At 64.0% G+C, this 22,460-nt stretch carries 21 protein-coding genes; 8 read left to right on the top strand and 13 right to left on the bottom strand.

What is annotated here, in order from left to right; translation table 11 throughout:
• Positions 1-8: 8 nt before the first annotated feature.
• Complete coding sequence (locus ACIPV6_RS09375) at positions 9-1,466, top strand: PLP-dependent aminotransferase family protein (protein ID WP_400270609.1); 1,458 nt, start codon at positions 9-11, stop codon at positions 1,464-1,466.
• A gap of 239 nt (positions 1,467-1,705) precedes the next feature.
• On the top strand, positions 1,706-2,746 hold the full coding sequence (locus tag ACIPV6_RS09370; protein ID WP_400270737.1) for an IS30 family transposase: 1,041 nt from the start codon (positions 1,706-1,708) through the stop codon (positions 2,744-2,746).
• A 39-nt stretch (positions 2,747-2,785) separates the two neighbouring features.
• On the opposite strand, the gene ACIPV6_RS09365 is transcribed toward ACIPV6_RS09370, so the two are convergent.
• Entirely contained in the window at positions 2,786-3,283 is a 498-nt protein-coding gene (locus tag ACIPV6_RS09365; RefSeq protein WP_400270608.1) for a DUF4188 domain-containing protein, read from the bottom strand.
• A 78-nt stretch (positions 3,284-3,361) separates the two neighbouring features.
• On the opposite strand from ACIPV6_RS09365, the gene ACIPV6_RS09360 reads away from it, so the two are divergent.
• Positions 3,362-3,937 carry a TetR-like C-terminal domain-containing protein gene (locus ACIPV6_RS09360; protein ID WP_400270607.1) on the top strand — a complete coding sequence of 192 codons (576 nt, stop codon included), beginning with the start codon at positions 3,362-3,364 and terminating at the stop codon, positions 3,935-3,937.
• Between the two features lie 77 nt (positions 3,938-4,014).
• Here the strand turns inward: ACIPV6_RS09360 and ACIPV6_RS09355 are convergent, their stop codons facing one another.
• Both ACIPV6_RS09355 and ACIPV6_RS09350 read right to left on the bottom strand, forming a co-directional pair.
• The gene (locus ACIPV6_RS09355; RefSeq protein ID WP_400270606.1) at positions 4,015-4,707 is read right to left on the bottom strand and encodes an SRPBCC domain-containing protein; all 693 of its coding nucleotides are present in this window, start codon (positions 4,705-4,707) and stop codon (positions 4,015-4,017) included.
• On the bottom strand, positions 4,697-5,353 hold the full coding sequence (locus ACIPV6_RS09350; RefSeq protein ID WP_400270605.1) for an ArsR/SmtB family transcription factor: 657 nt from the start codon (positions 5,351-5,353) through the stop codon (positions 4,697-4,699). Before ACIPV6_RS09350 ends, ACIPV6_RS09355 begins: the two co-directional genes overlap by 11 nt.
• Before the next feature lie 148 nt (positions 5,354-5,501).
• Between ACIPV6_RS09350 and ACIPV6_RS09345 the strand changes: the two genes are divergently transcribed.
• Positions 5,502-6,431, top strand: coding sequence for a pseudouridine synthase (locus ACIPV6_RS09345; protein WP_400270736.1), 930 nt, complete (start codon positions 5,502-5,504; stop codon positions 6,429-6,431).
• A gap of 9 nt (positions 6,432-6,440) precedes the next feature.
• On the opposite strand, the gene ACIPV6_RS09340 is transcribed toward ACIPV6_RS09345, so the two are convergent.
• Positions 6,441-6,980, bottom strand: a complete 540-nt coding sequence (locus ACIPV6_RS09340) for an O-acetyl-ADP-ribose deacetylase (RefSeq protein WP_400270604.1) — start codon at positions 6,978-6,980, stop codon at positions 6,441-6,443.
• A 75-nt stretch (positions 6,981-7,055) separates the two neighbouring features.
• Between ACIPV6_RS09340 and ACIPV6_RS09335 the strand changes: the two genes are divergently transcribed.
• Complete coding sequence (locus ACIPV6_RS09335) at positions 7,056-7,688, top strand: DedA family protein (protein WP_400270603.1); 633 nt, start codon at positions 7,056-7,058, stop codon at positions 7,686-7,688.
• Positions 7,689-7,694: 6 nt separating this feature from the next.
• Here the strand turns inward: ACIPV6_RS09335 and ACIPV6_RS09330 are convergent, their stop codons facing one another.
• From ACIPV6_RS09330 to ACIPV6_RS09300, 7 genes are all read right to left on the bottom strand, one after another.
• Positions 7,695-8,000: a hypothetical protein gene (locus tag ACIPV6_RS09330; RefSeq protein ID WP_400270602.1), complete on the bottom strand. Its 306-nt coding sequence runs from the start codon at positions 7,998-8,000 to the stop codon at positions 7,695-7,697.
• A 20-nt stretch (positions 8,001-8,020) separates the two neighbouring features.
• On the bottom strand, positions 8,021-10,819 hold the full coding sequence (ppc, locus tag ACIPV6_RS09325) for a phosphoenolpyruvate carboxylase (RefSeq protein ID WP_400270601.1): 2,799 nt from the start codon (positions 10,817-10,819) through the stop codon (positions 8,021-8,023).
• 152 nt (positions 10,820-10,971) lie between these two features.
• Positions 10,972-12,081: a hypothetical protein gene (locus tag ACIPV6_RS09320; RefSeq protein WP_400270600.1), complete on the bottom strand. Its 1,110-nt coding sequence runs from the start codon at positions 12,079-12,081 to the stop codon at positions 10,972-10,974.
• Entirely contained in the window at positions 12,078-13,355 is a 1,278-nt protein-coding gene (locus tag ACIPV6_RS09315; RefSeq protein ID WP_400270599.1) for a glycosyltransferase, read from the bottom strand. The genes ACIPV6_RS09320 and ACIPV6_RS09315 overlap by 4 nt, the downstream gene beginning before the upstream one ends.
• Complete coding sequence (locus ACIPV6_RS09310; protein WP_400270598.1) at positions 13,352-14,266, bottom strand: ATP-grasp domain-containing protein; 915 nt, start codon at positions 14,264-14,266, stop codon at positions 13,352-13,354. Before ACIPV6_RS09310 ends, ACIPV6_RS09315 begins: the two co-directional genes overlap by 4 nt.
• Complete coding sequence (locus ACIPV6_RS09305) at positions 14,266-15,180, bottom strand: PIG-L deacetylase family protein (protein ID WP_400270597.1); 915 nt, start codon at positions 15,178-15,180, stop codon at positions 14,266-14,268. Before ACIPV6_RS09305 ends, ACIPV6_RS09310 begins: the two co-directional genes overlap by 1 nt.
• Before the next feature lie 121 nt (positions 15,181-15,301).
• Positions 15,302-16,861 (bottom strand): zf-HC2 domain-containing protein, encoded by a 1,560-nt coding sequence (locus ACIPV6_RS09300; protein ID WP_400270596.1) that lies wholly within the window; start codon positions 16,859-16,861, stop codon positions 15,302-15,304.
• A 150-nt stretch (positions 16,862-17,011) separates the two neighbouring features.
• On the opposite strand from ACIPV6_RS09300, the gene ACIPV6_RS09295 reads away from it, so the two are divergent.
• The 3 genes from ACIPV6_RS09295 (at position 17,012) to ACIPV6_RS09285 (ending at position 20,275) form a co-directional block, all read left to right on the top strand.
• Entirely contained in the window at positions 17,012-17,755 is a 744-nt protein-coding gene (locus ACIPV6_RS09295; RefSeq protein ID WP_400270595.1) for a hypothetical protein, read from the top strand.
• A gap of 92 nt (positions 17,756-17,847) precedes the next feature.
• Positions 17,848-19,257 carry an Ig-like domain-containing protein gene (locus ACIPV6_RS09290; RefSeq protein ID WP_400270594.1) on the top strand — a complete coding sequence of 470 codons (1,410 nt, stop codon included), beginning with the start codon at positions 17,848-17,850 and terminating at the stop codon, positions 19,255-19,257.
• 193 nt (positions 19,258-19,450) lie between these two features.
• The gene (locus ACIPV6_RS09285) at positions 19,451-20,275 is read left to right on the top strand and encodes a DUF1684 domain-containing protein (protein WP_400270593.1); all 825 of its coding nucleotides are present in this window, start codon (positions 19,451-19,453) and stop codon (positions 20,273-20,275) included.
• Here ACIPV6_RS09285 and ACIPV6_RS09280 read toward each other — a convergent pair whose 3' ends face one another.
• Both ACIPV6_RS09280 and ACIPV6_RS09275 read right to left on the bottom strand, forming a co-directional pair.
• Entirely contained in the window at positions 20,276-21,499 is a 1,224-nt protein-coding gene (locus ACIPV6_RS09280; RefSeq protein ID WP_400270592.1) for an acyl-CoA dehydrogenase family protein, read from the bottom strand.
• Entirely contained in the window at positions 21,496-22,287 is a 792-nt protein-coding gene (locus ACIPV6_RS09275; protein ID WP_400270591.1) for an SDR family NAD(P)-dependent oxidoreductase, read from the bottom strand. The genes ACIPV6_RS09280 and ACIPV6_RS09275 overlap by 4 nt, the downstream gene beginning before the upstream one ends.
• Positions 22,288-22,460 lie beyond the last annotated feature (173 nt).

Raw genomic sequence — 22,460 nt, 5'->3', positions numbered from 1 at the left:
CTGGACTGGTGCCAGGCTCACTCAATCCCACCGCGCTCACCCGCCTCCTCGGCGCCTGGAACTCCGGCGCCCTGCCCGCCTACCGGGAGCTGGCCGACGTCGTGCGTTTACTGGTGATGGACGGACGAATCCCGCTGGACGTCGCACTGCCGAGCGAAAGGGCGTTGGCCCAAACACTGGGCCTGAGCAGGACCACGGTGACGGCAGCCTACTCCACGCTGCGGGAGCAGGGCTTCCTGACGGCGGGCCAAGGCAGCCGTGGCAGAACCTGCATTCCGCACCGCAGCTCGCCCGTGACCATGCCAGGGCTGGCAGCGCCCGAGGGACTGCTGGACCTGGCGTACGCATCGCTGCCGGCAGCGGGCGAGGTGGTGCACCGCGCCTTCGCAGATGCGCTGACCGAACTCCCTGCCCTCTTGCCTGGCTTCGGCTATGACGCAGTGGGCGTGCCTGCGCTCCGGCAGGCGATTGCGGACAGGTACACGGCCGAGGGCGTTCCCACCACGGCCCATCAGATCCTGATGACGTCCGGGGCGCAGCACGCGTTGAACATTGTCCTGAAGACCCTGGCAGGGAAACAGGACAAAGTCCTGGTGGAACACCCTTCCTACCCAAACGCCCTGGACGCCATCCGTGGCACTGGGTGCCGCCCGCTTCCGGTGGCGATGCCGGCCGCCGGAGCCGGGGTGGGCTGGGACATCGATGCCATGGTGGCTGCCATGAACCAGCAACGTCCGGCCATGGCCTACCTCGTCCCGGACTTCCATAACCCCACCGGCCGCATCATGCCCGACCTTCAGCGGCGCCGCCTGGCACGGGCCGCAGCTTTGGCCGGGACGGTCCTGGTGGTGGATGAGACGCTGCGGGGGTTGAACCTCGACGCCGTCACGGCAGCACCGATGGCATCGTTCAGTTCCTCGGTGGTCTCCATCGGGTCGCTGAGCAAGTCCCACTGGGCCGGCCTCCGCACGGGGTGGATCCGCGCCGAGGAATCGGTCATCAACCGCCTGGTGACCACCAGGACCACCATGGACCTGGGCGGTCCGATCGTGGAGCAACTGGCCGCCGCCCGCCTGGTGGGCGCCTACTCCGAGCCGATGGACGCCCGACTGGCTGAGCTCCGGCAGAACCGGTCAGCTTTGATGGAATTGCTGGCAGGGCATCTTCCCGAGTGGGAGGTGGAGCGGCCCCGTGGCGGACTCACGGTATGGTGCCGACTGCCGGGTCCGAGCAGCACGGCCCTGACCGTCCTTGCCCCGGATTTCGGTGTCCGCTTGGCGGCAGGGCCGCGGTTTGGGGTGGGCGGCGCGTTCGAGCATTACCTGCGCGTGCCCTACACCCTGCCGCCGGAATCCTTGGAGGTGGCAGTCCGCGCACTCCGGGCTGCGCAAGACAAGCTCGACGCGTCACCCCAGCTCAGGAGGAGCCTCAAATCCGAGCGCCCCGCCGCGGCCGCCGTCGCCTGACCACCCAGCCGCCCGGCCTCCCCGTCGCCCAACCACCCAACTGACTGGCAGTAGTTGTTGTTCTGGAGCCTTCGAATCATGCGGTGATCGCAACACCTGATTATTGAAGGGTGTCGATTGCCGTGGTGAAGTTCTCGAATCGTTTGGTTGCTGAGGTTGTTCAGTCGTTCTGGAAGCAGGTAGCGGACGGTTCCCGTTTTGAAGAAGCGGGAGAGTTCGTCGGATGGTCCGTAACGACCGTGCGGAATGAATTGAGGTCCTCGGGAGGGATCCGGCCACGCAGGGGCCGGATCCTTACCGGGCGTTCGCTGTCCTTTGATGAACGCGAGCAGATCGCTTTGCTCAGGGGCAAGGAATCCGTCCGTGAGATCGCCAGGCGGTTGGACCGGTCGCCCTCGACGATATCTCGGGAACTGCGTCGTAACGCCGATGAGGTCTACTACTACCGGGCCACCACTGCCCACGCCCGGGCCCACGCAAGGGCGGCCAGGCCCAAGACCGCTAAGCTCAAAAGCAACGAAGCCTTGCGCAAGGAAGTCGAAAAGCGACTCGGTAAGAAAGACTCACCAGTCCAGATCGCCGGCCGGCTCCGCAAGGACCACCCGAACAACCCGGAGATGTGGGTGTCACACGAGACCATCTACCAGTCCCTCTATCTTGAGTCCCGGGGCGGACTGAAACGGGAACTGGTAAAGAGCCTGCGCACCGGCCGGACCTTACGCAAACCCCAACGCCGCCCTGACGAACGCCGCGGCAGAATCCAGGGAATGGTCATGATCGCCGACCGCCCCGCGGAGGTCGAAGACCGCGCGGTACCAGGGCACTGGGAAGGCGACCTCATCATCGGCAAGGACGGCAAAACCGCCATCGGCACTGTCGTGGAACGCACTACCGGGTTCGTGATGGTCGTCCACGTACCCGCAGATCAGAACCGTGCCGAGTCCGTCCGGGACGGACTGATCAGCAAAATGAGCGCCCTCCCCGACGAACTGAGGCTCTCACTGACCTGGGACCAAGGGACCGAGATGAGCAAGCACAAGGAAGTGAAGATCGCAGCCGATATCGACATCTACTTCTGCGATCCCCACTCACCCTGGCAACGCGGCTCGAACGAGAACACCAACGGACTCCTGCGCCAATACTTCCCCAAAGGCACAGACCTGAGCATCTACAGCCAAACAGACCTCGACTACGTCGCCCACGAACTCAACGACAGACCCCGCCAACGATTCGATTTCTGCACCCCAAATGAGATGATCAGAACCTTCCTGTTGCGATAACCGCTAGAAACCGCCGCTCAAAACAACAACAAGTGCCAGTTAGTTGGGGACGACGCGCGCTGCCGAGCCCATGCGCTGCTTCGCAGTGTTGCTGCCGGGGCCCACGGGAATGTGCGCGGTTGCCTTGGCCAAGCCGAACAAGGGCATGCCGTTGTACACCACTTCAATTCCGGATGCGGGCACTTGGTACGTCTCGTGCCACACCCCGATGTCACCGCTGCCCGCGATCTCCTTCATGAACTTCCGCCACGGACCCAGATGCGGCGATTCCCTGTCCGCGGCGAATTTCCGCAAGTGTTCAGGGCTCTCCCAGTAGCTGAGCATGATGGTGGTCCGGCCAAACCATTGTTCGCTCCCCAGCAGGCCGGCCTCGGGATTCCGGGCCAAGTGCTGCATCATCACGGGCATCGCCGATGCTACCTTCGCAACGCGGCCAGCCTTCCACCAGCGGTTGGCCCGCATTCCGATGAGGAAAACCGTGATGTTGTCCCGGCCGATGTCAGCAGTGAAACGTCCAGGGAAGATCTCCTGTGCCATGTCAGTCCTTCGGTAATTGTTCCTGGCTTCCAGTTTCATAACGGCGTTATGAAACAATGTTATGAAACACTGGAAGGCATGGCAAGACCCATCGTTCACGACCACGCTGTTCACCAACGGCTGCTGGAAGTCACCGCGGAGCTCGTGGACCGCGAAGGCCCCACCCGGGTGACATTGAGGGACGTCGCGGCAGCCGCGAACACGTCCACGACGGCGATCTACTCCCTCTTCGGCGGGAAAGCGCAACTCTTGACTGCCGCCGTCGACGACGGCTTCCGCTCCTTCGGCGAGTCCCAGCGCGACGCCTCGAAGGACGGCCTCCTTGGCCTTGGCCGCGCCTACCGGGGATGGGCCCTGGAACATCCTGCGTTGTACCGGCTCATGTTCAGCGGCGCCCTGGCGGCGTACATCGACTGCAGCCCGACGCCGGAAGTCGCTTCGGCGTCCATGGCACCCTTGGTGGAGGCGGTCACCTCCGCGCAGCAAGCGGGCAGGCTTAAAAAGGACAACCCCCAAACGGTCGCGATGGCCATTTGGGGGCAGGTCCATGGGCTGGTGAGCCTGGAACTGGCGCAGATGAACGAACCTGGCACGGACTGGGCGGCCATCTACGAGGCAGCCCTTGAAGGAGTCGCCCGGGCCTGGGCAGCTTGACGCAAACTGACTGGCAGCAGGGGTTGTTCCCAGTGCTGAGAACAACCATTACTGCCAGCCAGTTGGGCAAGGACTTCCTATGCGTACACGTTCCCCAGGAACGCTCCCCAGGCCTTCGCGGTGAGTTCCGAGTCCCCGGAGCCGCTGAAATCATGGACCGTCATGCCTACGGGAGCTCCAAAGGCGTTGCGGCCAAAGAAACGGAAGAGGGTGTCGTCCGTGCGCAGGCCAAGGAAGTTGTCATTGGCGAAGTCCACCTCGCCGCGCAACCGCCCCACGCCTTCCACGTCCACGTCGAACGCCGAACCTGCCGCCAATCCCTCCACGCCGAGCGCGTTCTTCAACCGGCGGAATCCATCCGCAGCCTGCGAAGAGCCCGGGCCCTGGATGTCGGTAAAGACCACCGGCTGGCCGTCGAAGTGCTCCAGGTACTGGCCCAGCGTGTGCAGGTAGAACTCAGTGTGCTTGCTGGCGCCGTCGTACTGTTCATCCCAGTTATCAGCAAAGATCCCACTGTGGACGTAGTGCAACTTGGCGCGGCCACCGTCCACCGGCTCCAGGACGTGCTCCAACTGGTTGAACCAACCGTCAGGCCCATCCATTCTGGTCACGAGGTGGCCGGGGAACTCATCGACGGTCCGGACAGCCGGCCACTGGTCCGTGGGGAACATCCATGCGGAGGTGTCCGCCGTGACAGCCTGCCATACGCGTTCCGGGGTTCCCGGCAGCTCGGTATCGGCGACGATTTCGAATTCACGATTATTTGCCATTGTCCTGATCCTTTTCTGTGGGAAAGTCACTGCCTGCTGAGACTTCAACTGCTGGGTTCTTGAGTGCGGGATGAAGCACGACGACGAGGCGGTGCTTGCGTCCGCCACCCGCCGCGGCGGACGCACCGCCGTCGTGGTACTTGTCCACGAGCTGCGTCACCGCAACGCCGAGTTCTTCCGCAAAGGCGGCGCGGTCCGCAGCCGAGCGGAAGGTGATCTCGCCGTCGATCGCGAAGCTGGCCAGCTTCTTCTTCGCCGCAGCGGCGCCGGAAATAAGCTTCCCCATTTCCTGCACAGTTCGCGAGGCGAGCGAAAGGAGCCAAAAAGCCGAAAACCTGTCCGCAAAGCGCCGCGGATCCGGCGCCACGGAGGCCAGGGCCACCGGCGAAATGAGGTAGGAAGCCGCCGTCGCCCGCAGAACGCGCTCCGTGACGTTGCCCTTGCGCCGCTCCTCCACCAACTCCACCAGGCCGTGCTGCTCAAGGGCCTTGAGGTGGTAGTTGACCTTCTGGCGTGGCATGCCCACCTTGGCAGCGAGCTGGGTGGCCGACGCCGGTTGGGCCAACTCCCGCAGGATGCGCGTGCGGATCGGATCCAGCGAAACTTCCGCCGCGGCCGGGTCCTCGATCACTTCGATATCCAACATGCTTCAAGTATGCTTACCGACAACTTTTTTTGTCAAGAACTTTTTTATGTTCGGAGTGTTCCGGCCTTGCAGGGCCTGCTCTGTTTGCCTTGGCAGGAAACAGCGCGCAAAGCGGGCCCGCAACGGGACAAAGTAGAATTGTCCGGTGATGCAATCCCCCCTCCCCGTGCGCGACGGCGTCAACGCCACCCGCCTCCGCCTCCCGGACGAGGGACCGTGGGACACAGCCATGGACTACATGATGCATCGCTGGGGGCACATCGATCCGCACGGAATCGAGGACCGCTTCGACGCGGGCGAAATAGTGGGCGAAGGCGGCGTTCCGCTCACGCGGACCACCAAGCTGGAGGACCACACCTTCATTTGGTACTACCGCACGCTCCCACCGGAGACCCGCCTGCCCGTGGAGATCACCATCCTCCACCAGGACGAGCACATCCTGGTGGTGGACAAACCCCACTTCCTGCCCACAACCCCGGGCGGCACCTACATCCAGGAATCAGCCCTGGTCCGGCTCCGCAACCTCCTGAACCTGCCAGACCTCATTCCCATGCACCGCCTTGACCGCATGACCGCCGGAATCCTCCTGCTCTCCACCAACCCGGAGACGCGCGGCAGGTACCAAGTGCTCTTCGAAAAGCGCCAGGTCCAGAAGGAATACGAGTGCGTGTCCGCTGCGACACCTGCCCCCGGCTACCCCGCCGTCGAATTTCCTGCCGTGGTCCGGAACCGCATGACCAAGTCGCGCAGCTACCTCCTTGCCGAGGTAGTGGACGGCGAACCGAACGCCGAGACGCGCATCGAACAGACCAGGACGTTCGACGGCGGTGCGGAGCCGCGTGCGCTGTACCGGCTGGAGCCCCACACCGGAAAGACCCACCAGCTCCGAGTCCACATGGCCTCGCTTGGCCTGGGAATCGTCAACGACGCCTTCTACCCGGATCTCCTGGACAAAGCGCCCGACGATTACGCCAAGCCCCTCCAGCTCCTGGCCCGCGGCATCCGTTTTGTGGACCCCATCAGCAGGAAACCCGTGGAATACCGGAGCGGGCTCACACTCAGCGAAGCCCACGGCTAGCCGGGCCAGTCAGCGGCCAAATGCGGCGCGGAAGACCGCCGTCGTATCCTCCGAAAACAGCACGAACTCCACCAGGTCCAGAGGGCTACCCTTTACGGCACTTCCAGCACCTGACACCGAAAAGGCCGTGACGGCGTCGTGCGCCACCTCGGCAACCTCGCGGGCGTCCCAACCGTAGATTCCGGCGCTGATGGCGGGAAACGCGACGCTTCGCGCGCCAAGTTCCCCCGCCACGGCCAGGCTTTCGCGGAAGCACGAGGCCAACATTTCGGGGTCCGTTTGTCCCGCATGCCGGTTCGGCCCTACCGTGTGGATCACCCAGCGCGCGGGGAGCCGGAAACCCGGCGTCCCGACGGCGGCACCCACCGGAAGCCCGTTCGGCAGTTGGGTGCGGCGCAACTCACGGCACGCCTGCAGTAGTTCAGGGCCGGCGGCCCTGTGGATGGCTCCGTCCACTCCTCCCCCACCGAGCAATGAAGAGTTGGCGGCATTGACGATTGCGTCGACGCCGCGCGTGGTCACGTCCCCGTGCATGATCTCGATCCGCATTCCGCCAGTCTTCCGCCGCTCGCGCGACGCTGCAAGAGCCAGCGGGTGGGGTGGCAAGTGCGGTATTTTGTGCCAATGGACTTCACTTCCCCGGACACGTGGGGATCAGCCATTTACTTGTGGGTGGTCCCCTTTGTGCTGGGTGACGCCGTTTTCCCGCCGGTTCCCTCGGAGATGGTGGTGATCACCGGAGGTGCCTTGGCCGCCGAGGGCCACGTCAATTTCTGGCTGATCCTGCTGCTGGCCGCCTTCGCCTCCTGGTTGGGCGACATGGCCGTGTACCTGCTGTTCAAGAGGCGCGTCAGCCACGTGCTGGACCGGTGGTCGTGGGGCCGCAAGGTACATCTGGCAATCCACGAAGCCATCGCCAAGGCCGGGCGTTCCTCCGCCTACGGCGCGATCATCGGCGCACGGTTCGTTCCCGGTGGCAGGCTGGCCACCTCCGCGGCATCAGGCATCGCCAATGTTTCGGTCCGCGGCTTCAGCCTGTGCGCAGGACTCGGCGGCGTGCTGTGGGCCTTGTGGCAGGTGGGCCTGGGCTACTTTACCGGCTCCACCACCAAGCTTCCTTTTTGGGCCAGTTCGCTGATCGGTGTGGCCGTGGGCCTGGTAATCGGCGTGGTGGTGGGACTCATCGTCACGCGGCGGCGCGGCAACCGCTCCCCCGTCGACGAACCTTTCGACGGCGACGCACCCCTGCCGGATTAGCCTCAGCTAGATCGGTGACCAGCGCCCGCGGCTCCGGCGGAGCACGTACAGGCTGCCGGTCAGGGCCACGCGTTCGACGGCGTCACGCATCAGGGCAGCCGACGTCCTGGCCTCGTGGTTCTCACCCGTGTAGTCCCGCGCATCCACCATGAACCGCAGGCTGATCTGTGGGACGCCACCAACAATATCCAAGTGGTTCGACTCCACGTGGTGCCTGGTACCCAGTGCTTCCACGGCGGCAGCCATCACGGACTCCGGAGCATTGCCCGGCTTGAGGCCCGTGATTTTCAGCTTGGTTTGGAACGATGGCATCCCACTAGCCTAGCCGTGGCTTAGCCGGTGTTGCGCAGGCCGGCGGCGACACCATTGACCGTGATGAGCATGGCCCGCTGGAGCCGTTCGTCGATCTCGGCTCCGGACACGGACTCTTCGCGGACGCGGCGGAGAAGCTCCACCTGAAGATAGCTGATGGGGTCCAGGTACTGGTCACGGATTTCGAGCGAACGCTTAAGCGTCGGCTGGGCGTCCAGGAGCTCGAGTTCTCCCGTGAGCCGCTCGACCTCTGCCACCGTGAGCTCGTACTCGTCGCGGATCATATGGAACAGGCGGTGCAGCTCGCTGGGAACCAGCGAGGAAACGTAGTGCCCGGCAATCTCCATGTCTGTCTTGGCCAGCGTCATCTCCACGTTGGAGATCACGGAACGGAAGAAGTGCCAACGGTCCATCATTTCCGTGAGCTGTTCCGTGTTGCCGGCTTCGCGTGCGGCCTTCAGGCCGGAGCCGACGCCAAACCAGCCCGGGACGATCTGGCGGGACTGGGTCCAGCCGAAAACCCACGGGATGGCACGCAGGCCGCCCAGCCCGGCACCGGAATCCGGTCGCTTGGACGGACGCGAACCAATGTTCAGCGAACCCAGTTGCTCCACGGGGGTGGACGCCAGGAAGTACGCCGGAAGATCCTCGTCGTCGATCAGGGCGCGGTAGCGTGCGAAGGCTGCGTCGGAGATGGTCTCCATGACGTTGGCGTACCGCTCACGTTCGTCCTCCGAGGTGCGCGGAGTCCGGTGCAGCGCCGAACCCTGCATCACGGCCGCCAGCGAGAGCTCCAGGTTTTCGCGGGCAAGCTCCGGCAGCGAGTACTTGTCCGAGATGACCTCGCCCTGCTCCGTGAACTTGATTTCGCCCTCGAGCACACCGTTGGGCTGGGCCATGATGGCATCGTAGGTAGGTCCGCCACCACGGCCCACCGAACCTCCGCGGCCATGGAAAAGGCGCACCCGGACACCGTGCTTCGCAGCAACATCGCGCAGCTTCCGCTGGGTCTTGTGGATCTCCCACTGGCTGGTCATCACGCCCGATTCCTTGTTGGAATCGGAATAGCCCAGCATGATTTCCTGGATGTCCCCGCGCAACCGGACAAGTTCCCGGTAGGACGGATCGGACAGCAACTGGTCCACGATCTCGGCCGAGGCGCGGAGCTCTTCGACGGTTTCCAGGAGCGGCGCAAAACCGATCCGGGCGTGCGGCTTTGCACCGAAGAGGTCGATCAAGCCAGCTTCGCGGGCCAGGACGGCCGCGGCAAGAACGTCGTCAGCGCCCCGGGTCATGGAGATGATGTACGTTTCCACCACGTCAGGGCCGTAGGTGTTCAGGGCCTGGCGAATGCTGCGGAAAACGTCGTACGTGCCATCTGCGGTGCCGTCAAGCTTGATGGGGTGGCCGGAGAGCGGACGGCGGGATGCCAACTCCGCCCCCAGGAACTCGAAGCGTTCCTCGCGGGTCAACGATGCGTAGGGCTTTTCGGTCCCCAGCCTGTCAACGAGCTGGCCCACGGCGTCATGGTGGTAATCCGCATGCTCACGGATGTCCAGGGTGGCGAGGTGCAGGCCGAAGGCCGCGAGGGCCCGCCGGACGCGTGCCAGCGCACCATCGGCCACCAGGCCGGCAGCGTGGTTCCGCAACGACGATTCGAGCAAGCCGAATTCGGCAAGAAGCTCCGAGGTGGTGGCGTAATCGCGACCCGGTTCGTGGTGGGTGGACGCTGAAATACGACGACCGGTGTTGATGAGCATGGCCTTGATGCACGTGAGCTTAAGCCGGTAGGGCTCCTGCGCATTGAGCTCCAGGACCCGCTTGTCCAGGCCCGGAAGGTTCTTCAGGTCAACATCGATGGAGTCCAGCAGTTCCTGGTCCGCTCCGAACAGCGCCGTGGAGTTGGACAGGACGGAGATCAGCTCATCGATCAGGGCAATGCCAATACGCACTGCGTTCTGGTTTTGCAGCTGCAGGATTTCCCGGGTCACGGCGGCCGTGACGTTCGGGTTGCCATCGCGGTCGCCACCGATCCAGGATCCGAAGCGAAGCGGGGCAGCGGCGGACGGAAGCTTCACGCCATGTTCGCCAAGGAGTTCCGCAAGGTCGGTCAGCATTTCCGGCATGGCGTCCGTGAGGATGCTGTTCAGGTAGTAGATGGCGTTGCGGGCCTCATCCACCGGGGTAGGCCGCACCTGCCGCAGCTCATCGGTCTGCCACATCTGGTCGATGATTTCGGACAACTGCCGGTCCTGCCGGCGGCGGGCGGACGTACCCTCCAGAGTCGGCTGCGCCAGGACGTCGGAGAGCTTACGGATCTTGTCCAGTACCGAACGACGCGATGCCTCGGTGGGGTGGGCCGTAAAGATCGGGCGGACGTCGAGCTCGTTGACCACGTCCTGGAGCACCTCAGGGCCGGCCTGTACCGCGATTTCGGAGACGGCCTTGGCGAGCCAGCCGTCCTTCTCCTGCCGGGTACGGAGACCGCGGACGCGGTGCACCTGCTCGGCAGCATTGCTCAGGTGGAAATAGAACGCGAAGGCCCGCACCAGGTCTGTCGCCTGGTCGAGTGGCAAGGAGGCGAGGAGTTCGCGCACCTGGGCTACGACGTCGTGAGCGCTCCACGGACCGGTTGCGTCGGCGCCGCCACGCGCGGCCTCTTTGGACTCCTTGGTCAGCAACCGGACCTGCTCCACCAGTTGCAGCAAATCCGGGCCGTGCTGCCGGACCAGGGACTCGCCCAGCAGGGTGGAAACCCGGCGTACGTCGGCGCGAAGTTCCGCAGCCAGATCGGTGTCTTGAGGGGCAGTGTGAACCATAGATACTTACCTTCGGGATGTGGTTTGGCTCGTACACTGCGCTGGATACTGTGAGCCCTATTACTTATGTTTCCCAAGGGATATTACCCGCAGCGGCTTGGGCCGCGGGAATGTGTCTCAGATTCTGGCATGGTCCGGCCTACACGTCCGGGCTACTCTGCCCAAGCTTCCTTCAAGACGTCCCAGTGGGCGTCAGCCATGAGGCTCGCGGGCGTCACGGACACGGATTGCGCCCCGGCGCGCGAAGCGTCTCTTAAGGCAGCGGCCAAAGTTTCCGCGGAAATGATGCCGTCGTTGGCCCACAGACCCAGTGACAGCGACATCCGCGAACCCGCCCTGCGGTTCATGGCCCGCACCAGTTCCTCCGTACTGGGCGCCCGTTCATCGTTGATGCCTACGTACTGCCACACGTGCAACCGGTCCACCTGCTTGAGGAGAAGATCGTAGTCATGCCCGCTCTCAGCCCGGTCCCCGGACGGTGAATTCCGGGGGCTCCGCACGTCCGTTTCGGCCTTGACGCCATAGGGCTCGACGGCGGCACCCACCTTCCTGGCGATGTCCGCCACCGCTTCGCTGCGCCAGGTCCGGATATGGGGATCCGCCGCGTCAATCGCTCCGCTGGACAAGCGGGGCCAGTCGGTCTGGCCCGTGGTGGCTTTGTAGTCCTGCAGGTCATCAGGCCCGAAGGTGAAATCGTCGAACATCAACTCCGTCAGGTCCACGGCAGTGGGGCGGTACTTCCTGGCAACCTCGGCAGCCAAGGCAACCAGCCGGGCGCCCGCCTCACCGTTCCGCAAAGCAGCGACGCCGGCAAAACTCGGCGACGTCCGGCCACTGACATCGCGGCCGGCGACGGCCACGTTTTCGCGGAGCGCCCGGCCCAGGAGGACGTCGATGGTCAGCACAATGTCCCGTTTGGCACCCCCGGCAGAGGTCCCCACGGCTTTGATGGCCTCGGCAACATAATCACGTCCGGTGGCCGACACCTCGCCGGAGGAAGACCCCGGCCGGGCAGCCCACGGAAAGGCTGTCCAGTCTGTCCGTCCCACTGACAGCGAGACAGCCGTGGCGTTCACGGAGTCCAGCCGCTGGGCAAGCTTCCTAAGATGCTGCGGATCGCTGTTGACCACATCCTCGAAGCCAAGGTTGACCATGCGGTCACTCGGCCGGGATGGACCGGCAACTGGTGATGCCGCCATGATTGCCGTGGATGCAGTTGCAGTGGCAACCATGATTGCGAAGGACAGGATGACCTGTTTCATGCGAGGGACTCCCTTACGGATTCACTGTCGAGTGCGGTCACCGAAACCACACCTGTGCGTTGGAGCTTGTTCCACCGGGCCGGGCTGCCACGCAGCTCCTTGACGATCGCGCTGGCCAGCGCGAGTCCTACAAAGACTGAGTAGAAAGGCCAGAGCGGCACCGTCCACAGGAACCGGAGATCCTTCCAGGAACGGTTGAGGCCGATGGAAAAGACGATCAGGACGAAGGACACGAAGAGGCCCAACCAGCCCAGGATGGCAAGCACTTCCCACGGGATGGGTCCCCTGCCTGCTGCGTAGAGAAAGGGCAGGATCCCCAGGATCAACAATTGCAGGATGGGTATCAACACCATGGTGAAAGCGTTGAAAACAAGGAACAACCCAAACGTCCCGTAGGTTGTTTTACCCAGCATGCCAAAGTGCAAGCGAAGCGTCTGGAGCAGGCCGCGCGACCAACGGACCCGTTGCCGCCACAGCCCTCCCATGGTGGAAGGTGATTCGGCATAGACCAGCGCCTTGGGCTGGAAGCTTACCCGGTAGCCGGCTTTGTAAACCCGCCAGGTGAGCTCCAGGTCTTCGCCAAGGGTGTCCTCGTGGAAACCGCCCACGCTGCGCACCAGGTCCGCCCTGAACGCACCGATGTTGCCGGAGACAATGGGAAGGCAGTGCATCAGGGAGAGGGCTCGGCGCACCAGCCCGGTGCCGACGTGGCTGAGCACGGCGAGCATCATGGTTTGCACCCTGTTGAGGTTCACGGGCCGGTCATCGCCGCAGACCGCGCCCACCTTGGGATGGTCGAATCCCGCCAGCATGTGGAGCATGGTGTCCGGCGCGAAGATGCCGTCCGCATCGACGAACATCAGGATCTCGCCCTGCGCCGCCTTGATGCCCGTGTTCAGCGCAGCTCCCTTGCCGGCATTTGCCCGCGATATGAACCGGACACGGTCGTACTGCTCGGCGAGCCCGGCCATGATCTGTGCCGTGGAGTCGGTGGAGCCATCGTCCACCAGGATCACCTCCAGACGGAGGTACCGGCTGCTGAGGATCGATTCCACGCAGTTGGTGATCACCACGGCCTCGTTGTAGCCCGGGACAATCACCGAGACCATGGGCTTGGTGCTGAGGACGGAATACTTGTGTTTCACCGGCCGGGGCCGGTGAACGCGGTTGAAGTAGAGCGCCAGCGGAACGTAGATAATCTTGACGGCACCGAAACCAAGGATGATCAGTCCGCCAACCTGGACAAAAGCCAGCGCGAGATCAAGGACGGTCACGCGTTCCTTCCCGACAGCTGCTCCTGTGCATGCACTCGAAGCACGCTGTCCAGGAGTTCAGGTGCATGGGCACTGTTGGCACCGAAACGGGCATTGACCTCAAGGACCACTGGGGTGCCGTCCGGCATCCGCCTGATGTCGATATCCACGGGACCCTGCAGCCCCAAGGCTTCGACTGCAGACACTGCCAGCGCTGCAACGTCCCGGTCCGCGGAAGCCTCGCTGCGCCGGACCGAAACCGCGTTGCCCACGCGCCCTTCCTTGAGCGCGGTCTTCTCCAGTGTCACGACGACGTCCGTCCCGGTGCCCGTCCTGTGGACCACCGGAGCGTATTCAGTCCCTGGAGCAAACCGCTGCACAATGCAGGTGTCGTCGGCCATCGCCCAGGCGTGGGCTGCCCGGGCTCCCCCGTCCATCAACCGCTCCAGGAGCTGCACTCCGCGACCACCGCGCGAAACCCTCGGCTTGACCACGATTGGGCCGCCCAGGACCTCCATGGCATGGTGGACCGAATCGAAACTGCTGGGTAGCCCGAAGGATGGAACGTCAACACCCGCATTGTGGAGGCAGGTCATGGTGTGGAATTTGTCGTTCGCTGTTCGGACGGGTGCAGCATCGGCCACCACTACCTGGACACCGGGTGCCAGATCATCCTTTGCCTCGGAGACCAGCACCAGCTCATCGCTGACGGTCGGAACAACAACGTGGACGCCGTGTTGGGCGATCAGCCCCCGCAGCTCCCACAGATAGCCCGGCGCGTCAGACCGGGAAACCCTCGCCACCATATCCGCGGAGCGGGTGTCCACCGTCTGCATGTCTACGCCAAGGACCCAATGTCCACGGTCCATGAGCTGGCGGGCCAGCGAACTGCCGGCGGGACCTCCCACGCCTGTCACCAGGAAACGGACCATCAGAACTCCCCTACGGCTGAGCCCAGCAGACGGACGGGTTCGAACCCTTCCGCGTACGTGGTTTTCACTTGCGACCCGCGGAAGGCCGCGAGGCTCCGGACCCTTTCGGCGCTCATGTAGGGCTTGCCGCGCTGGTCCCTGTGCATGGACACTGCGTGGATTTTCACGTCCACGTACCCCGCAATGTCCACGAACACGCTGGGGTTGAACTGCCGGGTTGCCGAAGGGCTTTCGAAACACAGGATGGACGAGTGACGCCGGGCGGCGCGCATGGTTGCATTGTGTACGGCCTGGTGGTCCTGGTGGTAGTCGTGACCCGAGTGCGTCATGACCACATCCGGCTGGAACTCTTTGATGAAGGCCTCGATCGCCTGGACCATTTCATGGCCGTGCTGGGACAGGTTGGTGTCCCTGAAGTCGTGTACCTGGACCTTGGATACACCCATGAACTCTGAACCGGAGGATGCCTCAGACAGGCGGGCCGCGCTGTCGCCGCCCCTGCTGCCGGTGCTCATCACCATGGCCCGGACTTCGTGTCCTGCGTCCGCCAGCTTGGCGAGTGTGGCGCCGCAGGCCAACTCCAGATCGTCGGGATGGGCTCCGATGGCCAGCACCCGCCTGGGTTGGGCTGTCATGGCGTGATCTATCCTCAGCGTCGGCGCCACGAGGAATCCGACCACCAAGGCGGCACCGCACAAAAGCACCACCACCGCGCACCAGCCCAAATGCTCGGGACTCAGAACACAACCCAACAGGGCTGCCATCAGCAGCGCTCCCAACGCCGCCGTGATCCACCGCAGCCGATGCGGCGACCTGAACCGGCGAACGAACCAATTCCGGCCGACCGGGACCAAGGCCAAAACCACAGCAAGCGCGCCAAGCGAGCCTGCCACGGCAAACACCGTTGCCTTCATACTTCCCCTAAATAACGTGGATGATGCGTACCTACCCGCGTCCGGGCCTGCCATGAATGAGTGAATGCAGGAGCCGGTTCATGATGTGGATCGGCTTGTGATCCACGCATCAAAAAATTGGTCAGTAGTTATGGACGAAGTGCCGCTCCTGGATCCCTGTCCCGTCAAGGCCGTAGCTCAGCGAATCGGCGCTGCGATGCCGTGATTCGACCGTCAGGCGGAAGCGCAGGTTCCGGCGCACCGCCGAGTCCGTGGAACACACTGCCTGGGACCCTTTTTCCATTGAGCACTGCCAACCGTCAGGGGCGTCGATGGAGCCGCCGACGATCCGTGCACCATCGGGCGCGGAGAACACGGCAGTTCCCTGACCAAGCGGCGCCGTTCCCGAGACTGTGAACTCGATGGTCAAGGGGGTGGTGAAGGGGTTCCCATCCTTTGCCGTCGCTACGGAAGAGGTGACCGTTGCCGGCTGGGCGTCACGCTTGCGTGGCAGGTCCGGAACCGGGGTGGGAGAGGAAGTCGCCTCAGGGGTAGACGGCACGGGAGGTTCGACGGCGGGCGTTGTGCTTGGGGGCTCGGGCTCCGCGACCGGTGGCGGCGCTTCCTCAGTGGCCGGAACAACAGGCACGGCCGGAATGTCAGTTGGACTGGGCGTCGGAGCAGGGGTCTCTGCCGGGGGGACCATGGTGACCTGGCTGGGAACGGCAGCGGTCTGGACGGTCCGTTGTTCGGGGGGCGCCCCCTGCGAAAAGTAGTCAATGACTCCGGCCGCCCCCAACACGAGTCCCGCTGCCGCGGCGGTCACGATGGTCGCGGCCACCGGCTGGGCCAGGAGGGGCGCGACGGCGGCCACTTTGGCGGGTGCCGCGAGGCTTCCGATGATGCCGAGCCCGGAACCGCTGGCCGTCCACGCAGCCACCGGAATCCCCGTGACCAAAGGCAGGAGGACGGCTTTCATGCTCCCCTCCACGTCCCTGAGCTCTGCCACCACGGCCGTGCAACTCGCGCAACCCTCCAGGTGGGTACGGACCCTCCGCGCCGACGGCCCGGAAAGGCCACCCCGGATGAAGCTGCCGAGCTTGGCAACATACTCGGCGCATTCCCTGCTGGGGCCTTCCGACACGTGACATTGCAGGTACTGGCGGCGCAGGCCTTCCCGTGCCCGCAAGGCCAATGCCGAAACGGCGTTGGCTGACAGACCCAGCAATGGCGCGGCTGCGGCCGGTTTCATTCGTTCGACGTCGAGGTACCACAGCACTGCCTGCCAGCGCTCCGGCAGCATGCGGAATGCCTTGGCAACCGTATGGGATTCAAAGGCCTTGACCACGGCATCAGGCTCGCCCACTGCATGATCCAGGGTGGAATCGTCGCCGCTTGGGAGCGTCCTGCCCGCCCTGCGGTTCCGGTGGTGGGACAGACGCGTGACGGTGGACAGCAGATAGGCGCGGAAGAACGTGTCCGGGCCTTTCCCGGCAACGAGGTTCTGCAGCACGGACTGGAATGCTTCCGCCACGATGTCCTCGGCGTCGCTGGGGTTGTCCACGTTGCGCCGGGCCACGGTCGAAGCGATGGAAATGTGCCGCTCATACAGGCCGTCGAAGGCTGCTGTATCCCCGCCCCGAACCAGCGCAATAAGCTGCCCGTCGCTGGCCTCCTCCGGGTGCTGCGTCCTCCGCGCCATTTACGGCGTCCCCACATGCGAATAAATCTTGCCCATACATACGCAGTGAATGGCAGGACAAACTCGTGACGCTCGTTTCTACAATCTTTTTAGGAATTAGAGTTACCCGGCACGTCGTCATGAATGGCGGCATGGCCGCACTCTTCCGGTATGACCTCGTCCCGGACAAAATCGATCGCCGACTGTACGTTCTCGCGGCACCTCCTCTTGCGCAGATGGCAAACCACCAGCTACCGGCAAGGATGGCGGTTCAAATCCGACTGGCTGCTGCCCGAAGTCCGCACAGTGGTCACTTCGCTGACAACCCGCTCCACCGTGCCAGCGCCCACCGCAAAGTCGCTGGGCGCTGCCCGGGCCAGGAACGGCGTGGGGATCAGCGAGACCATTACGGACTTCCGCGCCCTGTTTGACGCGGCAGACCAGAACCTCGACGTGGACGCACTCCAGTCACTGGCCGAGGGGTGGGTGGAGGGCGCCGAGGCGCTCCCGCCGATCTCCTGCACCGATGTCTACACCGGCCTCGCCACGCAGGCCCATTTCCAACGCCATCTCCTGGAGTTGGACAACGCAGGTCCCGAGTACTCCCGGCATCATGCGTTGGCCGTCATCGCACTTCCCGAGCCTCCGGACAGCCGAAGCCACGGGTGGACGTTGCTGGTCCAACTGGGAGCCCTGGTGCAGCGCCAGCTCAGCGGGACAGGCGCCATGGCAACCTACCGGAGTTCCGCAATCCACGTGGTGTTCCAAGTGTGCGATGCCAACCTCGAACGGCTGGCCGCCTGCAAGGCGGCCATGGAAACCCTGGGGGCCGGATCCTTGAGTCCTTCGCGGATGAGCCTCTACCCGCTGTCGGAGGATGCCGGCACCTCCGAGCGGTGGCCTGAACTGCATTGACGGGAATCCGGGCAAGGGCGTCACGAAAGCAGGCACTGCGTCACTGATCTTTCGACGGCCCACGGTTTACCAATCAAAGGATCTATTTCCCCATGAACAATCAGTTACATCTGAAGGTGGCTTCCGCGGCCACGGCAGTCCTTGCCACGCTTTTGCTCGTGGTGGGCCTGGTCTGGTCCGCCGCACCCGCCCACGCCTCTGTGATTTCGGATGCCCGCGTCACCCTGAGTACGCAGTCCGTGGTGACAAACCAATGGGACCAGGTGGACCTGTCCTGCGACTGGAGCGTACCGGACCACTCCAAGCCCGGCGATACCTTCGAACTCCAGCTGCCGCCGCAACTGCGCTGGTTTGGCACGGCATCGTTCGATCTGGACAACCCCGACGGCGAGACTGTCGCCAAGGCCGAGGCCAACGATTCCGGACTTGTGGTCTTCACCCTCACCGACTTTGTGGAGTCCCACCCGTTCGGTATCGGCGGAACCTGTTCGTTCACCACCCAGTACGCGGAGGTTCCCGGGGGAGACAACCACAGCCAGCTTGAATTTGTCATCGGCGATACCGTGCTCCGCGTACCCGTGGATATCACGCCCTGCACCACCAATTGTGCACCCGTCCCTGCCACTCCCGGCAAAGCCATGTGGTGGGCTGACGCGAACCAGACGCGCCTCGAATCGATCATTTACATGCCGCCCATGAAGTCTGACACGAATGACGTGGTGGTCACAGATACTCCTGCCGAAGGCATGGAGATCGACTGCGATGAGATTACGCCCCGCGTTGGCACCGTTCTGAACGCCGACGGCAACATCATCGATCCCATGGATACGGACAAATATCCGGCGGTAGTCGACTGTACCCCCGGGAAGGTAACAGCCACCTGGACGGGACTGCCCAAGGGCGAGCGCGTGGAACTCTTTGTGGTCACTGAGGTGACTGACCCCAACCTCGACTCCTACACCAACACCGGAACGGTGACCATCTCCGGCGTTACCACTGACATCGGCGCCGAAACCAAGCGGACCGACGCCAACGGAAACGGCAACGCAACTTCCGGCCCAACGGCAACTCCCACCCCCACGCGGACGGTGACTCCCAGCCCCACAGCCACACCGACCGTCACGCCCACACCGACAGAGACGCCCACACCCACGGAGACACCCACACCCACGGAGACACCCACGCGGACGGTGACTCCCAGCCCCACAGCCACACCGACCGTCACGCCCACACCGACAGAGACGCCCACACGGACGGTAACACCCAGCCCCACAGCCACACCGACAGAGACGCCCACACCGACGGCAAGCACCACCTCGTCCGCTCCGGTCGTGGTGGTACCGACGGCGACCACTCCCGCAGCAGGTGGAAGTGAAGGCCAGCTCGCCACCACGGGGGCCAACGGTCCGGTGTTCATCTTCGCGGCTGCCGCGTTCCTCGCTTTGGGTTCGCTGCTGGCTTTCGTTGCAACCAGGTCCGCAGCACGCTGTCGCTCCCACTAGGAGCGCCAGCTACATGAACTGCGATGCGATGTGCCGTCCCCCTGGCACATCGCATCGCCCTTAAGACGGGCTCGCGCTGGCATGTGTTGGGGGCCAGCGTGAGCCGCTCCACGACGGGAATGCCTGCCCTTCCCGCATGGTTGACGGGAAGGAACAGCCGCCACAAGCGCAGCCTCGAGAACCAAGGAGAACCATGAGTCCCACCGCCACGGATGCCCAACTTGCCCGCTGGGAGAGGTTCCGCAGCGGACGGAACGCGGCTCTGGCATCGGACCACGGCTGGCTGACGTTGACCTCGTTCCAGTGGTTGGAGGAAGAACCGGCTGCCGTGGAGCTTGCCCCGGGGCTGTGGTCAACAGACGGAAGCAGTGCAGTCCTCACAGCCACCGCGGAAGACGGTCTGAGCTTCGTAGCCACTGGCGAACCTGCAGTGGGTACGTTCACCGAAGCCCTCCAGGACGAAGAATCGCTTATGTGGGTCCAGTACGGTGGCCCGGAGGGACACCAGGTGGTGGTGGAACTGGCTGTCCGTGCGGACAAGTATGCGATCCGCACCAGGGACAACGGCTCACCCGTTTACACCGGCTTCACCAGCGTGCCAACGTTCACCTACGATCCCCAGTGGGTGATCACCGGCACGTTCGAGGCCTACGACCATCCCGTGGACGTGCCCATCGGCACCGCCAACCCCTTGGTGGACGGACTGCACCGCTCCGTGGGCGAGGTGGTGTTCCATGCTCCGGGCATTTCCCACGAGATCAGGCTCCACGCGGAAGAGGAAAAACTGGGGGCCCTCAACGTGACCTTCCATGATGAGACCAATGGCGAGACCACCGACGAATGGCGCAAGGTGTTCATCCCCAAGCCACGCCCTGACGGATCGGTGGTCATCGACTTCAACCGGGCCATCAACTACCCCAGCGCCTTCACTCCTTACGGCACGTGCCCCATGCCGGTTCGCGGAAACTCGATCGATGTCCGGGTAGAGGCCGGCGAGAAACTCCCCGAAGACCTATAGCTAGGCGATGGCGGAAACTCCCGTGACAGCCCTGCCCACGATCAGCGAGTTGATCTCGTAGGAACCCTCGTAGGTGTAGATCGCCTCGGCATCGGCGAAGACTTTGGCTATCCGGTAGTCGGTAACTATGCCGTTTCCGCCCAGGATGGACCGGCCCAGGGCCACTGTTTCGCGCATCCGTGCGCTGCAGTAGGCCTTGGCCAGTGCCACCTGGGCCATGTCGGCGCCACCGTGCCGCATCCCTGCAGCGTCAGTGAAGATGTCCTCCTGCAATTGGGCAATCCGGACCATCATCCCCATGCTGGCCACCGCGTTGCCCAGCATGTCCACCAAGTGCTGCTGGATCAGCTGGAACTTGGCCAGCGGCTTGCCGAACTGGAGGCGTTCCACGGCGTATTGCCGCGCGATATCAAAGGCAGCCAATTGTTGGCCTACCGCTTGCCAGGCCACCATGATGCGTGAGCCGCGGAGGAGATGGTTGGTGTCCGCAAAGCTGTTGATCCCGGCGAAACGATCGGCCTCGGCCACGTGGACATCATCGAAAAGAATGTCGGCGTTCTGCACGGTCCGCAGCGCCACCTTGTTTTCAATGCGGCTGCGCGTGATCCCCGGCAAGGAGGCATCGACGATGAACCCCCGCACCGCTCCGTCGGCCTGGTCCTTGGCCCACACCAGCATGTAGTCGCAGAACGTCCCGTTCCCGATCCAGCGCTTGGCGCCGTTGATCACCCAGTAGTCGCCGCCGTCGGACTCATCCCTTGGGACACGCCGCGCCGTTGTTTCCATGCCGCCGGCGACGTCTGAGCCATGGTTCGGCTCGGTGAGTGCGAAAGCTCCGGTAGTGCGGAGGTTGGAGGCGTCATCGAGGTAACGGTCCTGCTGGGCGTCGCTGCCGAAGTCGTAGAGGGATTCGACGAAGAGATCGTGGTGGACCATGAAGAAGGTGGCGATTGAGGTGTCCACGCGCGTCATTTCGGCGATGACCAGCCCCGCGAACAGGTGGGTGTAGCCACGCTGGGCAGGTGCGCTGAGCCGGAGGGCTGCCAGCTTGGGCAGGATGTGCTCGGGAAACTCGGCCTTGTCCCACCATTGGCCGGCATACGGGGCAATCTCGGTGGCCAGGAACGCGCGGAGTTCCTTGAGTTTGCGCAGCTCCTGGACGCTGAGGAGTGACTCAAAGTCGAAGAAATCTGCTGCGGGCAAGTCCGTTAGGGTGGCTGTCATTTGAGGCCCATCCGGATTGCACCGTCGAGGCGGATGGTTTCTCCGTTGAGCATGGCGTTCTCCACGATGTGTGCGGCAAGGTTGGCATACTCGCCGGGCCGGCCCAGGCGGGCGGGGTGCGGCACTTGCTGTCCCAGTGACTCCTGCGCGGCCGGGGGCAAGCCTGCCATCATGGGCGTTTCAAAGATCCCGGGGGCAATGGTGGCCACCCGGATCAGGGAACGGGCAAATTCGCGGGCCAGCGGAAGCGTCATCGCGGCAACTGCACCCTTGGAGGCGGCATAGGCCGGTTGACCGATCTGGCCTTCGAATGCTGCCACGGACGCTGTGTTGATGATGACCCCACGTTCAGGCCCACCAAGTTCCGTACTGACGGGCTCGTTCTGCACCATCGAAGCGGCGGCGAGCCGGACTACGTTGAAGGTGCCCACCAGGTTGATCTGGATGACCCTGTTGAAGGTTTCAAGCGGCAGCACCCCGTCCCGGCCCAGGACCTTGCCCGGCGTCGCTATTCCGGCGCAATTCACCACGATCCGCAAGACGCCGAGCGAGGCAGCAGCATCGACGGCCGCTTGGACCTGGTCTTCGTCGGTGACGTCCGCGGGGGCGAAAACAGCCTGTTGCCCTGCAGCGGTTTCATTGAGCTCAGCCGCGTAGGCGTCGCCGGCTGATTGAGGCAGATCCACCAATACCACCGACGCCCCGGCATCAAACAGCCGTTTGGCGGTGGCGGCACCCAGCCCTGACGCTCCCCCGGTGACCAGTGCAACTGTGCCCTTGATGTCCATCCATCCTCCTTGATGCAGACGCGATGCGGTCCTTCGAAGACCCAAATCCGTTAATGCATGTTAACTGGAATTGTGACCCAGTGCACGCCAGAAGCCCCGTCGGCACGTCGGCACCCACCGCCTGGCTGGACTCCGCCGAAAGGCTCGGGCTCCGCCAGGTTGGACTCCACCGC

The organism is Paenarthrobacter sp. NPDC089988 (genome assembly GCF_044748465.1).
Lineage (GTDB): Bacteria > Actinomycetota > Actinomycetes > Actinomycetales > Micrococcaceae > Arthrobacter.
The sequence above is the reverse complement of the archived record's forward strand: the minus strand, read 5'-3'. Positions and strand labels throughout refer to the sequence as shown.